13 protein-coding genes and 6 pseudogenes are annotated in these 14,866 nt (G+C 48.4%); 13 read left to right on the top strand and 6 right to left on the bottom strand.

Going from position 1 to position 14,866, the window contains the following annotated elements:
• The first annotated feature begins 8 nt into the window (after nucleotides 1-8).
• Both BCS37_RS06735 and BCS37_RS12350 read left to right on the top strand, forming a co-directional pair.
• Nucleotides 9-1,073 carry an ABC transporter permease gene (locus BCS37_RS06735; protein WP_069181570.1) on the top strand — a complete coding sequence of 355 codons (1,065 nt, stop codon included), beginning with the start codon at nucleotides 9-11 and terminating at the stop codon, nucleotides 1,071-1,073.
• Between the two features lie 160 nt (nucleotides 1,074-1,233).
• Nucleotides 1,234-1,848 (top strand): annotated as a pseudogene (locus BCS37_RS12350) (terminase TerL endonuclease subunit); the annotation flags it as partial.
• Between the two features lie 8 nt (nucleotides 1,849-1,856).
• On the opposite strand, the gene BCS37_RS06725 reads toward BCS37_RS12350, so the two are convergent.
• Together BCS37_RS06725 and BCS37_RS06720 are read right to left on the bottom strand one after the other, a co-directional pair.
• Nucleotides 1,857-2,237 carry a hypothetical protein gene (locus tag BCS37_RS06725; protein WP_069180726.1) on the bottom strand — a complete coding sequence of 127 codons (381 nt, stop codon included), beginning with the start codon at nucleotides 2,235-2,237 and terminating at the stop codon, nucleotides 1,857-1,859.
• Nucleotides 2,238-2,239: 2 nt separating this feature from the next.
• Entirely contained in the window at nucleotides 2,240-2,488 is a 249-nt protein-coding gene (locus tag BCS37_RS06720; protein ID WP_237142697.1) for a hypothetical protein, read from the bottom strand.
• 133 nt (nucleotides 2,489-2,621) lie between these two features.
• Between BCS37_RS06720 and BCS37_RS06715 the strand changes: the two are divergent.
• The 10 genes and pseudogenes from BCS37_RS06715 to BCS37_RS06680 form a co-directional block, all read left to right on the top strand.
• A pseudogene (locus BCS37_RS06715) lies at nucleotides 2,622-2,843 on the top strand (phage portal protein); the annotation flags it as partial.
• Nucleotides 2,844-3,023: 180 nt separating this feature from the next.
• Nucleotides 3,024-3,428, top strand: a complete 405-nt coding sequence (locus BCS37_RS06710; protein ID WP_009646046.1) for a winged helix-turn-helix transcriptional regulator — start codon at nucleotides 3,024-3,026, stop codon at nucleotides 3,426-3,428.
• Between the two features lie 6 nt (nucleotides 3,429-3,434).
• Entirely contained in the window at nucleotides 3,435-4,073 is a 639-nt protein-coding gene (locus BCS37_RS06705) for a DsbA family oxidoreductase (RefSeq protein ID WP_069180724.1), read from the top strand.
• A 102-nt stretch (nucleotides 4,074-4,175) separates the two neighbouring features.
• A complete protein-coding gene (locus tag BCS37_RS12250; RefSeq protein WP_071585447.1) occupies nucleotides 4,176-4,613 on the top strand; it encodes a helix-turn-helix domain-containing protein in 438 nt (145 codons plus the stop codon).
• Nucleotides 4,496-4,780 (top strand): annotated as a pseudogene (locus BCS37_RS11785) (zinc ribbon domain-containing protein); the annotation flags it as partial. The gene BCS37_RS12250 and the pseudogene BCS37_RS11785, both read left to right, overlap by 118 nt.
• Nucleotides 4,759-5,205: pseudogene (locus tag BCS37_RS06695) on the top strand (recombinase family protein); the annotation flags it as partial. The pseudogenes BCS37_RS11785 and BCS37_RS06695, both read left to right, overlap by 22 nt.
• 341 nt (nucleotides 5,206-5,546) lie before the next feature.
• Complete coding sequence (locus BCS37_RS06690) at nucleotides 5,547-5,915, top strand: hypothetical protein (protein WP_006696607.1); 369 nt, start codon at nucleotides 5,547-5,549, stop codon at nucleotides 5,913-5,915.
• Nucleotides 5,879-6,787 (top strand): annotated as a pseudogene (locus tag BCS37_RS06685) (IS3 family transposase); the annotation flags it as partial. The gene BCS37_RS06690 and the pseudogene BCS37_RS06685, both read left to right, overlap by 37 nt.
• Nucleotides 6,788-7,483: 696 nt before the next feature.
• Nucleotides 7,484-7,765 carry a hypothetical protein gene (locus BCS37_RS12055; protein WP_159057713.1) on the top strand — a complete coding sequence of 94 codons (282 nt, stop codon included), beginning with the start codon at nucleotides 7,484-7,486 and terminating at the stop codon, nucleotides 7,763-7,765.
• A complete protein-coding gene (locus tag BCS37_RS06680; protein ID WP_069180721.1) occupies nucleotides 7,765-8,190 on the top strand; it encodes a hypothetical protein in 426 nt (141 codons plus the stop codon). Before BCS37_RS12055 ends, BCS37_RS06680 begins: the two co-directional genes overlap by 1 nt.
• Before the next feature lie 513 nt (nucleotides 8,191-8,703).
• On the opposite strand, the pseudogene BCS37_RS06670 reads toward BCS37_RS06680, so the two are convergent.
• Together BCS37_RS06670 and BCS37_RS06665 are read right to left on the bottom strand one after the other, a co-directional pair.
• Nucleotides 8,704-9,612, bottom strand: a pseudogene (locus BCS37_RS06670) (IS3 family transposase); the annotation flags it as partial.
• Nucleotides 9,576-9,944 carry a hypothetical protein gene (locus BCS37_RS06665; RefSeq protein ID WP_006696607.1) on the bottom strand — a complete coding sequence of 123 codons (369 nt, stop codon included), beginning with the start codon at nucleotides 9,942-9,944 and terminating at the stop codon, nucleotides 9,576-9,578. The pseudogene BCS37_RS06670 and the gene BCS37_RS06665, both read right to left, overlap by 37 nt.
• A gap of 245 nt (nucleotides 9,945-10,189) precedes the next feature.
• Between BCS37_RS06665 and BCS37_RS06660 the strand changes: the two genes are divergently transcribed.
• The gene (locus BCS37_RS06660; protein WP_083205779.1) at nucleotides 10,190-11,287 is read left to right on the top strand and encodes a YifB family Mg chelatase-like AAA ATPase; all 1,098 of its coding nucleotides are present in this window, start codon (nucleotides 10,190-10,192) and stop codon (nucleotides 11,285-11,287) included.
• 178 nt (nucleotides 11,288-11,465) lie between these two features.
• On the opposite strand, the gene BCS37_RS06655 is transcribed toward BCS37_RS06660, so the two are convergent.
• Both BCS37_RS06655 and BCS37_RS06650 read right to left on the bottom strand, forming a co-directional pair.
• Nucleotides 11,466-12,371 carry an ORF6N domain-containing protein gene (locus BCS37_RS06655; RefSeq protein ID WP_069180719.1) on the bottom strand — a complete coding sequence of 302 codons (906 nt, stop codon included), beginning with the start codon at nucleotides 12,369-12,371 and terminating at the stop codon, nucleotides 11,466-11,468.
• Nucleotides 12,372-12,574: 203 nt separating this feature from the next.
• Nucleotides 12,575-14,863: an AAA family ATPase gene (locus BCS37_RS06650; protein WP_069180718.1), complete on the bottom strand. Its 2,289-nt coding sequence runs from the start codon at nucleotides 14,861-14,863 to the stop codon at nucleotides 12,575-12,577.
• Nucleotides 14,864-14,866 lie beyond the last annotated feature (3 nt).

The following is a 14,866-nucleotide window of genomic DNA, read 5'->3' as shown; positions in this document are numbered from 1 at the left end:
TCATTCAGATGCGGCGTGACCCCATGACCGTCGGCGTGACCTTTCTCCTGCCGGTCATCTATCTCATCGTGTTCGGCTTTGCCATCCGCACGGACGTGCGGCACCAGTCCACGGTCGTATTCGATCAGTCGCGGAGCGAGGAGAGCCGCAATTTCCTCGCGGCAATGACGGCAAGCGGCTATTTTGACCTGCGCTGCATCGCGTGGAGCTACGATGAGCTGAACGAGCGGATCGAGCGCGGCGATGCAAAGATCGGCATTGTCTTTCCGCCCGATCTTGTACGGGAGGCAAACGCGGGGCACACCGTGCCGATTCAGGCGATTGTCGACGCCTCGGACTCCATCGCCTCGACCTCTGCCATCGCCGCCCTGACGGGGCTTGGCATGCGGGTGCAGCCCGTCGCTGTGCGCGGGGCGCCCGTGGCTGCGCCTGCCTACGACGTGCGCATCCGCGCGTGGTACAACCCCGATGCCGTCACCGCCTACTACATGCTGCCCGCACTCATGGGCATCATCCTCACGATCACCATGGTGCTCATGGTCTCCATGTCCATCGTGCGCGAACGCGAGGCGGGCACGCTTGAGCAGCTCCTCGTAACGCCGCTGCATATATGGGAACTGCTTGTCGGCAAGATTCTGCCCTACATCATGCTCGGCTACATCCAGACGACGATCTGCATCCTCGTCGCGCTCGCCATCTTTGATGTGCCCCTGCGCGGGAGTATCCTGCTCCTCTATGCACTCACGACACTCTTCCTTCTCGCCTCGCTCACGATGGGGCTCATGATCGCATCGCTCGCGCAGAACCAGCTGCAGGCGGGACTCATGAGCATTGCAACGCTCCTGCCGGGCATCCTCCTCTCGGGCTTCATGTTCCCGCGCGAGGCGATGCCCACATTCTTTCAGTACCTCAGCCTCGCTATCCCCATGACACACTACATCGAGATTCTGCGCATGATCTTCCTAAAGGGCGGCGGCATCGCGGCGCTCTATCAGCAGAGTGCCTTTCTCGCGCTCTTCACTTTCGTATTCTTCGGCACCGCCGTGCGGAAATTCAAGCGATCAGTATTGTAGATTCTCAGTGGAGCTTTTCCTCGATGGGGACTGGTGTCCGATCAGCGGCATTTTCCCGATGGCGAATACGGCGCGGGAACATGGGCTGACCGAGTTTACGCTGCACAGTCAAATGTGGAAGGCACTGACACCCTCTGAGTCACACACAGCAGAGCAGAAAAAGGATGCAGCCTTTACCGATGTCTTTGCGGATGTGCAGGGGCAGTATCAAGCGAAGCGTGCACTTGAGATTGCAGCGGCGGGAGGGCATAATGTCCTCATGGTCAGTGTGCCCGGCTCGGGCAAGACGATGCTGGCACGTCGGATGCCTTCAATTTTGCCGGAGTTGACGAAAGAAGAAGCCATCGAGATCACGAAGATTTACAGTGGATTTATCGAGACGTTCATCGAGAAACTGGGTGAGAAGTACAACATCCGCGAGATTGCCTTTGACCGCTGGGGCGCAGTGCAGATGGTGCAAAATCTCGAAAGGATAGGCTTCACGGTTGTCCCGTTCTGGCAGGGCTTCAAGGGTATGAGTCCGCCGACCAAGGAGCTGATGAAGCTGACGCTGGAAAAGAAAATAGCGCACGGCGGGCATCCCGTCATGCGCTGGATGGCAGACAACATCTTCATTCGCACCGACCCTGCCGGGAACATCAAGGCAGATAAGGAGAAGTCCACCGAGAAGATCGACGGCGTGATCGTGCTTATCATGGCGCTTGACCGTGCGATTCGGTGTGGGAATGATACCTCCGCATGTGTCTATGATGAGCGAGGAATTTTGTTGCTGTGAATTAGTGTTTATTCGAGCGGTTCCGGTTTTGATAGCGTAATCTTGTCATATGCTCCGTTTTTCTTATCCTCCGGATGGGGCTCCAATCCGATGATGGTAATATCTTTCTGTTCAGGTCCATACACCCAGTACATTCGCATAGCGCGACTGGTTCGATTCTCCAAATAAGACTGCCAGACCTTTCGTCCGTATCGTCTGGTTAAATCTGGGATTTCATGTGTATGGAGACTCGGATAGAACGGATTGCCAGAAAGAAGTTTTAAGGCTTTGCCCCATTTTTTATAGAGGTTGGCATCTGCTTTTGAAATACTTCCATCCATGTTCTCTTTGTGCAGACGCATCCACAGTTCAAGCATTTCAGGAATACCCATATGAATCGAAAAATCCATATTCAGAATCCGGAGAGGTCAATCGGTGCAGAAACTTTTCCTGCATTCAGATTGCGAATCGATTCATCCATCATCTGCAGAGTACGCTTTGATACTTCTGCCGGACGTATCAACTCGCGCGGCTCTAAGAGAATGATGCCGTTATCATATTCCTGGACTTCATAATAATCATATTTTGCACCACGCAATGTCAGACGCTTCTTTGAATCCAAATGAGCTTGATAGCGACCTTTGATTACAGCTTGCATCATTTACCTCCGTTCATGAAAGTGGGATTTCCCACACTTGATAGGCTTAGTATAAATCAAATTCGGATATTGTGCAAGACATGGGGATTAAAACATCACAGTGGTCAAAAAATACAAATATGAAATGGAGGTTTCCATGAACCTATTCAGCAAACTCTTTCGTTCACGGGACAAGCCTATGAATCATCTCGGCGGCTTGTCCTTTTTGTTTGGGCAGACTGCGGCGGGCAAGGCAGTCAACGAGCGGACGGCAATGCAGACGACGGCAGTCTATGTCTGTGTCCGCATTCTAGCGGAATCCATTGCGGGGCTGTCGATTCATGTCTATGCATACAAAGGGCAGGGAAAAGAGCGTGTGTATCTACCTCACTTTCGTTGGATTTTCTATATATTTTCATTATACTACAGTCCACCCAATAATATGATCAGAAACACATAAAAAACACTAACTTTAATTTTTCGACTTGCATTAACAAAAGAACTGTGCTATTATTTCTAACAGGTCGTATGAACGATATGCAGACAGAAGGGAATCACCATGACAAAGCCCCCCCATCGACAGATGAACAAATTCGGTTCTTGTCCCTTTGCTACGGCGCAAAAACTCATCGCAGGGAAATGGGCGATCCTCATCATGCGTACCCTTGCCGCCGGTGCAAGGCGCTTTGGCGAAATTCAAAAGGAAGTCGGCGCAACACAGGCGACACTTGCCACACAGCTGAAAACGCTTGAATATGAAGGCCTGCTGACACGCACCGCCTTCCCCGAAGTCCCGCCGCGCGTCGAATACGAGCTGACGCCAATCGGTTACGCGTTCACCCCCGTCCTCGATTGCATTGAAGTGTGGGGAAACCGCTACATCGACTATCTGCATCAACACACGACACAGGCAGAATCTCTGCCGCAGGAAGAACCCACTCTATCATCACATAACGAAAGGTGATGCCACATGAAAATCACATATTGGTCCGACTACGCCTGTCCCTTCTGCTACATCGGAGAGACACGCATGAAAAAAGCCATTGCCGCGATGGACACCACCGAGCCGATTGAACTTGAAATGAAAGCGTTCCAGCTTGATCCAAATGCACCGCGAAAATCCGTAGGCAACATGACCGACCTCTTCGTACGCAAGTACGGATTCTCGCCAGATGAAGCAGAAAAGCGCATCGACAGCATTACTGCCATGGGCAGACAGGAAGGACTGAACTTCAACTTTGTCGATGCCCAGTTTGTCAACACCGTGGATGCACATCGTTTGACCAAGTATGCACAAAGCAAAGAGCCGGAGAAAGCCGACCGTCTTATCGAGGTTCTCATGGATGCCTATTTCGGCAAAAATGCCGCCTTCTCCGAACCCGATGTTCTGCGCTGTGCGGCACAGTCGGCAGGTCTTAATATGGAAGAAGCGGAAAAAGTGATCAAGTTCGACACGCTCTATCTGGACGAAGTGCAGCAGGATGAAACGGAGGCCTATATGCGTGGCGTCAGCTCCGTGCCGCTCTTTATCATCGGTGATGAACGCATTGCCGGCGCAGACAGCATCACACGGATGAAAGCCGCACTCCAAAAGGCACTGGAAAAATAATTTTTGTAGGTTGTAAAATCAAGTTGCACAGGAAAAATTCCATAACGGAAGCCTTATGGTAAAATAGAGTTGAACAGACCAATCTACCAAAGGAGTCACGCTATGGAACAACTAGAGTGTACCACAAAATCGGAGCATCGCAAAGGGGCACATCTCACTTATGAAGAGCGCGTCATCATCCAGATCAGACATAGAGACGGACGCTCCCTTCGCAGCATCGCACAGGAGATCGGCTGCGCGCCCAACACCGTACACAACGAACTGAGGCGGGGCAGAGTTCTGCTCCACAACGGGAAGCGCGTGGGATACAGAGCTGTCAACGGTCAGGAAGTATACGAGAGCAACCGCGAACACTGCGGACGCCCCTCGTTGCATGAAAGCAAGAAAGCATTTCTCTCCTATGTAGTGAAGATGTTTCAGGAGATCCCTTCACCAACAAAGTGTACTGCGCCTCCTGCGGCAGCAAGTGTGAGCGTGACACTTGGACGAAGGGAACTAAGGTGTGGTCTTGCAGTCAGCCGCGCACGAAATGCGGATTGAAACGGCTGCCCGAATCCGAACTCAAGGAAGCGGCAGAATCCTTGTTCGGTGACTGCTACGAGGGCAAGATCGTGCAGAACGTCGAGCGGGTTTCCATATCCGATGATGAAGTGATTTTCCATTTGAAAGAAGGAGGCGCATACCGATGGCAAAGACAGTGCGGGTGATTCCTGCAACGCCCAGAGTGTTTCGGTCAGAGACGGCAGCGGTGCATGGGCGACGTAAAACGGCAGGGTATGCCAGAGTTTCCACCGACCACGAAGAACAGGCTTCCAGTTATGAAATGCAGATGGCGCATTACAAGAACTACATCGAAAGCCGCGCAGACTGGGATTTCGTCGGCATGTATTCGGACGAGGGAATCAGCGGCACGAACACTAAGAAACGCGATGGCTTCAACCAGATGATTGAGGATGCCCTTGCCGGCAAGATCGACCTCATCATCACCAAGTCCGTCAGCCGCTTTGCGAGAAACACAGTGGATTCTCTGCAGAACGTCCGAAAGCTCAAAGAACATGGCGTAGAGATCTATTTTGAAAAAGAGAACATTTGGACGTTCGACACGCGCGGAGATGTTTTATGCGTGAAAATGATACAAAGGTAATTGCTCCTATGCGGCGTGAATCCCTAGTTTGCGAGGGCTTTCAGAGGTTTTCTGCTCTGGAGGCGCTTTGTTTTTTGACGATGTTCACTGATTTTTCGTTTGATGGAAGCTCGACTTACTGGCAGGGGTGTCAAACCGTTTGACACCCCTGAGATACTCTCAAAAGAAAAAATGTGAGAGTTTAGGAAGCTATACGGGAACTGGTTTTGAAGTGGTAAACTAAAACTGGACACAGAGGGGGTAGAAAATGGACACTGTTTGCAGTATCCTGTACACAGGATGACAGGCAGCGGACAGCCTATCTCCCGATGCAGACAGGAGGTTGCCACGTGAAGTACACCAAGGAGCAACGTTTGGACATAGGCCGTCGGATCTACGACGGCGAGCTTACGAGATATGAAGCAGCAGAAGAATATGGGATCAGCGAGCAGACCGCACGGGATTACATGCGCCACTACCGGGATGCCAACCAGCTCCCGCCGAAAAGGGGTGTGCGCAGCTGCTTGGGTCTTGCCAAGACCAAATCCATACCAGTTCCCACCGGCCTGGAAGATCTCCAGTCCATGACGAAAGAAGAACTCATCGACGCCCTCGTTATGGCAAGGATCACAGAGGCACGCTTAAAAAAAGGTTATCTGGTGGAAGGAGTTGGTGCGGAAAAGACGTTCATTCCTATCGGCAGGAAGAATACCAAGTAGTCATGGAGCTTTCCGGACAGTTCCCCATCCGGCTGCTCTGTACAAAGACCGGAATCCCACGCAGCAGCTTCTACAACTGGAAGAAGAGCGTGGAACATCCACCCGAACAGAAGAAACGGCTTGTGCAGAGCATCGGATTGTTTCAGGAATACCATGGGCGCTTTCCCTCCCATGGCTACCGCTGGCTGAATGCCAAGATCCGATTGGACAAAGGAATCGTATTTTCCGATCCCTATGCCCATAAATGCTGTAAGATCGCAGGGATCAAGAGCCTTTGCAAACATTACAGCTACAAGAAGGAGGGCGATCCGTCCAGAACCTATCCGAACTTGTTGCTTGCAGGAATCAACATCACCGGCCCCATGGAATGTGTGGTGAGTGATATGACCGCTTTTTATGTGGAGCGCACATACTACGAGCTCACACTATATATGGATTTGTGGAATGACGAGCTCATTGCCCACGCGCTCTCATCCAAGCGCGGCGATCGCATGACCTACCTCGACGGCTTGCAGGACGTGCTTGCGTTCAAGAAGCAGTATCCGAATCAGAAGCTCATCCTGCACAGCGATCAAGGCTCTGTTTACGCATCCAAGAGCTACAACGAACTCCTGCCCATGTACAACATTGTCAGGTCAATGTCCAGAGCCGGCACACCGACAGACAATGCCGCGATGGAGGCGATTAATGGTTGGATCAAGGCCGAACTCTTTACAGATTTCCATATTACTTCGCCGGAGAATGTCCCCGCTCAGGTATCCGACTACATTCGCTTCTTCAACGCGGAGCGCCCTGCATATGCCCTTGGATACCTTACGCCGAAGCAGTATCGGGAGCAGTTCGCGCCAAAGCACGAAGGTGCGGCTCCTTGATACGTGTCCTTTGAATGGAGGTCATGGATATTCTGTGTATCACATCTTCGATGAATATGTACAGTATCTCAATTCTAATGACTAATTTTTAGGTTTTTGTGTCCAGTTTTTGTTGACTAGTGCAATATTGGAAAAACACCAACTCCGGGATACGAATATAAGCCTATTATCTATACAAAAGCAGATGGCACAAAATTTGTTAGAATCGTTGAAGTAGAAAAGAACGCCTCTACGAAAACTCCAGATGAGGATGGGTTTACTAAAACAAATATTATTGATGACAAAAATTCTAGCCACACCGAAGAAAGGATATATTGGGGACCATGGCGACGTACTACACAGATCGCAGAGAACCCAAAGGAAGACACAGAACAAGAACATTCGGATGAAGACAATACCGCAACGACAATCCAAAAGAATGATGTAAACAACAAGGATAGTAAGGGTAACCGATCAAATGATAAACAGGGTGAGAAGACTCGTGGGAATAGCACAGAAACTACAGGAAATCCGAAGGACAATTCTAAAAAAGAAAATACAGATCCAAATAGAGAGAGACGTGTTGAATTAGGGAAAACAATAGGAATAGAGACCTTTAAATTTGGGGGAGATTTACCTGTTACACTACTAAATAAACAGGCAGATAGTCTTGCAAAGGAGTATAGAAGCCTACAAAAAGAAATCCCTGCGTATGTAGTGAAACAGGGACGTCTGACAAAAGTAGGTGTGTTAAGTCCACTAGGGCTTATTTATGATACTTATCAAGATGCACAAAAGTATAATGGTGAGAAGTTTGTTGTAGCCACAGTGATAAACGGTGCCTCTTTTGCGTTTACATTGGTGGTTGATAACGCCTTAGTAGGAACTGGAGTTGGGGCGCTTGCCGTCCCTATTGCTAATAGTAGTATCGCAATACTCACAAATTCTACAAAAGAGTTTTTATTGGGAGATACTAATAAAAAACAAGGGAGAAATTGATGGAACTCGCATTAGACGTATTTTTCCTCATAGTAGGAGGATTATCTTTTAGGAATTTATATAATCGGCATATTGATTGGAAATATAAAGATGAGCGAGGATATCTTATAAATGTTTGGATATTCTTCATCAACTATCCAATCATGTTTTATCTTATGGATAGGATGGTCTTTTTTGCAATGACGAACAATATGCATGAAGGTTTTTTCTGGCTAAGCATGATGTGTTTTAGTTTTAATCTTCATGTCATATCTTTCTTTAATGCAAAAATCATTGCAATGAAACATGGAGCAGAAAGCAACTGGCCACCTTCAATTTTATTTTCTTTTGAAACAAAAAAAGACATAAGGAGATATCAAATCGTTGCAACGTTTTCTTCCTTGGTGGGTGCTTTGGGGATGCTGTATGTGTATCTAAATTATTGAGAATAATTGTATCTATGATGGGGCGGCTATAGATATTATTGCAAATACAGCGGAATAGCACACCTCTCAAAGAGGCTGTCAAAGAGTGGTTCCAACTGAAACAGATGAAGGGAAAGCTGCTGAAAAAACAAAATAGAGATAACAAGGACGATGCTACATGGATATCCTTATAGGTTTGTTTTATTCTGTCTTGATATTAAGATTCATTCAAACAGTATATTGGTATAGAAGAGGTGAGGCTAGTATACAAGTGTTGCAATGTATGACAGGAATAGCTATTGCCTTTCTTTTAATGGCGCTATTTCCTATTTTGCCCCTTGAATTGTTGTTAGGCGGCCGTCTCGTACAGATAGGCGCGGGAAAGGGGGGCGGGTCTTTTTTACAGGGAGTGCACTAGTCAACAAAAACTGGACACAAAAACCTAAAAATTAGTCATTAGAATTGAGATACTGTACATATTCATCGAAGATGTGATACACAGAATATCCATGACCTCCATTCAAAGGACACATATCAAGGAGCCGCACCTTCGTGCTTTGGCGCGAACTGCTCCCGATACTGCTTCGGCGTAAGGTATCCAAGGGCATATGCAGGGCGCTCCGCGTTGAAGAAGCGAATGTAGTCGGATACCTGAGCGGGGACATTCTCCGGCGAAGTAATATGGAAATCTGTAAAGAGTTCGGCCTTGATCCAACCATTAATCGCCTCCATCGCGGCATTGTCTGTCGGTGTGCCGGCTCTGGACATTGACCTGACAATGTTGTACATGGGCAGGAGTTCGTTGTAGCTCTTGGATGCGTAAACAGAGCCTTGATCGCTGTGCAGGATGAGCTTCTGATTCGGATACTGCTTCTTGAACGCAAGCACGTCCTGCAAGCCGTCGAGGTAGGTCATGCGATCGCCGCGCTTGGATGAGAGCGCGTGGGCAATGAGCTCGTCATTCCACAAATCCATATATAGTGTGAGCTCGTAGTATGTGCGCTCCACATAAAAAGCGGTCATATCACTCACCACACATTCCATGGGGCCGGTGATGTTGATTCCTGCAAGCAACAAGTTCGGATAGGTTCTGGACGGATCGCCCTCCTTCTTGTAGCTGTAATGTTTGCAAAGGCTCTTGATCCCTGCGATCTTACAGCATTTATGGGCATAGGGATCGGAAAATACGATTCCTTTGTCCAATCGGATCTTGGCATTCAGCCAGCGGTAGCCATGGGAGGGAAAGCGCCCATGGTATTCCTGAAACAATCCGATGCTCTGCACAAGCCGTTTCTTCTGTTCGGGTGGATGTTCCACGCTCTTCTTCCAGTTGTAGAAGCTGCTGCGTGGGATTCCGGTCTTTGTACAGAGCAGCCGGATGGGGAACTGTCCGGAAAGCTCCATGACTACTTGGTATTCTTCCTGCCGATAGGAATGAACGTCTTTTCCGCACCAACTCCTTCCACCAGATAACCTTTTTTTAAGCGTGCCTCTGTGATCCTTGCCATAACGAGGGCGTCGATGAGTTCTTCTTTCGTCATGGACTGGAGATCTTCCAGGCCGGTGGGAACTGGTATGGATTTGGTCTTGGCAAGACCCAAGCAGCTGCGCACACCCCTTTTCGGCGGGAGCTGGTTGGCATCCCGGTAGTGGCGCATGTAATCCCGTGCGGTCTGCTCGCTGATCCCATATTCTTCTGCTGCTTCATATCTCGTAAGCTCGCCGTCGTAGATCCGACGGCCTATGTCCAAACGTTGCTCCTTGGTGTACTTCACGTGGCAATCTCCTGTCTGCATCGGGAGATAGGCTGTCCGCTGCCTGTCATCCTGTGTACAGGATACTGCAAACAGTGTCCATTTTCTACCCCCTCTGTGTCCAGTTTTAGTTTACCACTTCAAGAGAGATTCCATTCGCCCCACCTAGCGACTGGAATCTCTTTTTTGTTGCAAAGAATCATTAGGCAACACACCCTCTCTTGTGTTATAATTTTCTTATATTTGAAACGTAGGAGGGAAGGCCGTTGTTTGCAAAGACCTATGGTGCGACGACCCTCGGGATTGATGGACGAATTATCGACGTTGAGGTGGATGTGTCGCCCGGGCTGCCGGGCTTTGAACTGGTGGGGCTTCCCGATACATCGGTGAAGGAATCGAAGGAGCGGGTACGCACTGCGATTCGGAACTCGGGCATTCAGCTGCGGCAGGAGCGGGTGACGGTGAATCTTGCGCCCGCCGATGTGCGAAAGGACAGTTCCGGGCTTGATCTGCCGATTGCCGTCGGACTCCTTGCATCCTACGGTATGGTTCCGGAGGCGGCGGTGCAGAGTGCACTTTTCTCAGCGGAGCTTTCTCTTGACGGAAACTGCCGTCCAATCAGCGGCATTCTCCCAATGGCAATCAGGGCGCGGGAACATGGTCTCACAGAGTTTTACGTTGCACCGTCCAACGCAGATGAGGCACTCCTTATTGACGGGCTGAAGGTCTATGCGGTCGAGAATCTGGCGCAGCTTGTGCGGCATCTGACTGGTACGGAGACGCTGACTCCTGCAACACCGAATCATATCGAAACACAAAAAGACGCCGCTTTCACCGATGACTTTGCAGATGTGCAGGGACAGTATCAGGCGAAACGTGCGCTTGAGATTGCAGCGGCAGGAGGGCATAATGTTCTGATGGTCGGTGTACCCGGTTCCGGCAAGACGATGCTCGCCCGTCGGATGAGTTCGATTCTGCCGGAGCTGACGAAGGAAGAAGCCATTGAGATCACAAAGATCTACAGTATTTCGGGACTGCTCGGCAAGGATACAGGGCTTGTGACGACGCGTCCCTTCCGCAGTCCGCATCATACGTCATCGACGGTGGCGATGATCGGCGGCGGGAGCATCCCGCGTCCGGGCGAGGTGACACTTGCGCATCACGGTGTGCTCTTTCTGGATGAGCTGCCGGAGTTCAGCAAGAAGACGCTTGAGGTGCTGCGCGAGCCGATTGAGGATCGCCAGATTACGGTATCGCGTGCAAACGCGACGCTGACCTTTCCCTCTAGTATCATTTTGGTAGCGGCAATGAACGACGTAACGTCGATAACGATACAATGTAATGATGAACGAGAGACTGCTTGATACTTCATCAAATTTTTATTTCTTGGGGAAATTATAGGACGATTTATGGGGAACAATTTACCCATAGAATCCACACTCAAAAACGGCGCGTAGCTTTTAGCTGCACGCCGTTTGGTTTATCTTCATGGTTTCGGTGGTTTTTCTTGTATTGCCGCTTCACCGGGCTGTGAATGTCTTTTCACAAATGTGCCAGAAGTTCCTGTAGGAGAGCCTCATCTTGCAAAAGCGTGATGGCAAAACATTTCTTTCCGGCATCTTTGAGCGATGCGCCGATGTGATATGCCTCTTGGTGGTCAAGAATAAGGAAACGATCGTGAAAGGCATTGGTGTGATTAATGGTAAGCGTTGGATATTGACGGTTGAAGGTCGCAACATCTGCTGCCGTCAATCTCGTATTGTTGAATGTGTGGATTTCCACGGAAACATTAGCTTGTTTTTTTGCCAACAGATTGAGCGTCCCTATATCCACATAGCCGTCAATGAGAATGATGTCCTTGGCAGCCTTTTGAATCAAGCTCGCCAACAAACTGAAGGCGTCGTAGATTTGCCCGTTGAAGAATATCTTTTGACTGGACTCTGTATGGGCATGGATAAAGTCAAAGACTTGCTCGAATTTTTCATCGGTTTCTTTTTGATAGGTGAGCTGCTTCAACTCTACCCGCTCTATGCGCTCGAAAAGGTGAGCGTTGCCCGCGATGAAATGCCGCATCTCTACAAAAGCATCCATAATATGGATACTGACATCAATGGCAACATCACTGCGAAGAACTGCCGACAGCATAGCTATGCCCTGTTCGGTAAAGGCGTAAGGAGGAATGCGCCGCCCGCCATGTGAGGAACTTGACATCACAATTTGTGATGTCAAGTTTTCCGCTTCCTCTTTGGTTAACTGGAAACAATATCTTTCGGGAAATCTTTTCTGATTCCGCTTCACAGCCTGATTCAGGACTCGTGTCTCCACTTGGTAGAGCATAGCTAGGTCGCTGGCAAGCATTACCTGTTGATTGCGTATGGTGTAAATAAGTCGGCTGATATTTGGAGTGTCCGTGGCCGATGAGATGGACACAGGCTGAATTTCATTCATATTACTTTATCTCCTCTTGAGGTGCCAAAATGGGATCTCAAATTCTGCTGTTGAATAGCAATTAACCAAATTTCCTTGAGGTAGCTTTTACTAATTCTACAGAAATATTGTTGCGGAGAATTGCTGACAGCATAGCTATATCGATGTACCAATGGAGCGTATCTCCTCATTCGAAAATCGTGCTACAATGTCGTGAGTTCCTGCTACGCCTTTATTGTTTCCATCATCATGCGGTAGTGTTGATCTTGCCCCATAATCTCAAACACTTTCTCAAAGGTAGACTTGAGGCTTTGAATATCTTCGGTATCTTCCACGTAGTCGAATCCTGCATTAAATCCCTGTGTGTCAGAGCCGACATATTGTAATAATGCATTGATGGATTGGACAAGTTCTTCATCTCTGTTCCCGTCAGCATCGTTGAATACGGTTTCGTCCTTGAAGATGCGTTCGCGGAGAACTTGCCCCTCGAACCCGCTGATCTGCAGGAAGTAATAGTCCAATATGTGCCGCATAACCCGTTTTAAGGCAATGGCAGACTTTACCTCGCCATATTCATGCCAAAGTGCCGCATAGGAGTTTTGGACAGGATTGTAATTATGGGGGATGGTTGGTTCTTTAGAGTGTGGATTATGCTTGGTGCAGCAGAGAACTTCAGAGATGTTATTGGTCTTTTTTACAAGATAGAAATTCACACATTCCCATTGCTTTATTCTATCATAGGAAATCCCGTGCAGGAAATAGGCGTTGTGAGTCAGAATGAACATTTGCCTGATAAATCGTTTGGCATCCGCTCTTGCCGGATATCCATTGTTGTAACAAATGCCGATCAACTCACGGATAATAGTGCTGACGATGAAAAGCGAGCTACTGTCCATACTGGACACAGGGTCGTCGATGACCACGATCCTGTCTTTGAAAACGGCATCGGCGGATTCTCTTCCCCATACCTTGTGATAGAAATACAGAAAGGCAATAAAGTTTTTCTCGCCCTCACTCAAGCCACGGGCAGGGGAGTTGTCATCACGGACGATGACATACCTGTTTTTATCCTCATCCTTGTTGCCCTTCTTCCTAAGATGGAAGCCTTGGAAGCCCGAGTCGGACAAAGTTTTGTTTATGGCAAGCATGGTGGAATCTATTCCCTTGATCTCCTTGGCAAGGTCGGTTATTTCGTCACTGAGAGCCTTCCCTTTATCAGTAAGGGTTTTTAATTCAGCATTCAAAGCGTCTATTTCGTTTTTATTGTCATGTATCTTCTTTGTGTAGTCTGTCTTGACAGATTTTACCAAGAAGGCCATGTGCTGCCATACGGCAGTCACGCATTCAGTCTGTTTCGTTGCACGGGATTTTACAATTTCGTTGTAAGATTTGATGTCTTGGTTAAATCCATCAATCAACGCAGCTATCTCAGTTATTTTGTCATCAAGTGGTTCTATGCTTTTGACAGTACCCGGAGTTTCGACCTTATCCGCCAAGTGTTCCTTATTCAACTTGATGGCAGTTGCCAGCGCACCAACTTTATCATCATATGCCGAGAAGTCGATTTGAGGAAACGCACCGAGTTTGTTATTTTGCAGCAGGGTAATGAGTGCCGTAGTTTTCTGCTCGTATTCCGATATGAAGCCTTGAAGTTTCTGTATATCTTGCCGATAATGTTCGTCAAAGCAGGCAGCAAATTGCTCTTCAAAATCATCATCGAGCTTCTTCATACAATATGGGCATTTCCCATCCGCCTTATGGGCATAGGTATCATGACTGCGTCTAAGCCAGTCGGTAGCACCGATTCTTTTGATGAATTTGGCATATTCGTTGTCGGAACTGCTGATAATTTTCTCATCTAGCAAGTCAAAGCCGTCGATCTTGTCCTCAGCGAGCAGCTGGGGCTTTTTTAATTCCGTATAGGTAGTGGAGTCGCTTCCGAAAGCAATATCGTAAAGACGATGAAGTTCGTCGAGATTAGCTTCCTTGGCTGTGATGCTCGTTAGCAGTTGGTCACATACGGTTGCTTTTGTAATACGGTTGGAAATCTTTGCTTTGACAGCCTTTGGAAAATCCGCTCTTGGAGCGACCGTGAGACTCCAGAAACGGCTCTCTAACTCTCCCCGTAAAGAAGCAGGTAGTTTTTCTTTCCCTTCTTTGGTTTTCTTTTGGGTAGCATATTGTCCCCGGAGTTTATCGAGTTCTTCCTGTTTGGCAGCAATTTGGTTTTGCTTTTCAATATCCTCGGCATTCATGCTGAATACACCCGGCATGGATCTGTCTTCCTGCAAATTCTCACGAATGAAGTCTTGATTATACACCAACACCTCATAGGCAGATACATCGGGAAAAAGTCCTTCTCTTTTTCCCTTGAAGCACTGAGCAATGGTTGATTTCCCCGCACCGTTCTTACCGAAGAAGAAGTTGATAAGTGTCGGCTCTATGCTCCGATTCTGATAGGTATTGGTGTTTAGGGTGATCTTTTGGACAACTCCGGGTAATTTTTCATCCATGAT

Source organism: Selenomonas sp. oral taxon 920 (assembly GCF_001717585.1).
GTDB lineage: Bacteria > Bacillota > Negativicutes > Selenomonadales > Selenomonadaceae > Centipeda.
This window is presented reverse-complemented; position numbering and strand designations above follow the sequence as displayed.

What these genes read in the sequence shown, in the direction of transcription:
- BCS37_RS06735 (WP_069181570.1), top strand. Translation starts at nt 9, where the DNA reads ATGCGGCGTGACCCCATGACCGTCGGCGTGACCTTTCTCCTGCCGGTC.
- BCS37_RS06725 (WP_069180726.1), bottom strand. Translation starts at nt 2,237, where the DNA reads ATGGATTTTTCGATTCATATGGGTATTCCTGAAATGCTTGAACTGTGG.
- BCS37_RS06720 (WP_237142697.1), bottom strand. Translation starts at nt 2,488, where the DNA reads ATGATGCAAGCTGTAATCAAAGGTCGCTATCAAGCTCATTTGGATTCA.
- BCS37_RS06710 (WP_009646046.1), top strand. Translation starts at nt 3,024, where the DNA reads ATGACAAAGCCCCCCCATCGACAGATGAACAAATTCGGTTCTTGTCCC.
- BCS37_RS06705 (WP_069180724.1), top strand. Translation starts at nt 3,435, where the DNA reads ATGAAAATCACATATTGGTCCGACTACGCCTGTCCCTTCTGCTACATC.
- BCS37_RS12250 (WP_071585447.1), top strand. Translation starts at nt 4,176, where the DNA reads ATGGAACAACTAGAGTGTACCACAAAATCGGAGCATCGCAAAGGGGCA.
- BCS37_RS06680 (WP_069180721.1), top strand. Translation starts at nt 7,765, where the DNA reads ATGGAACTCGCATTAGACGTATTTTTCCTCATAGTAGGAGGATTATCT.
- BCS37_RS06655 (WP_069180719.1), bottom strand. Translation starts at nt 12,371, where the DNA reads ATGAATGAAATTCAGCCTGTGTCCATCTCATCGGCCACGGACACTCCA.
- BCS37_RS06650 (WP_069180718.1), bottom strand. Translation starts at nt 14,863, where the DNA reads ATGGATGAAAAATTACCCGGAGTTGTCCAAAAGATCACCCTAAACACC.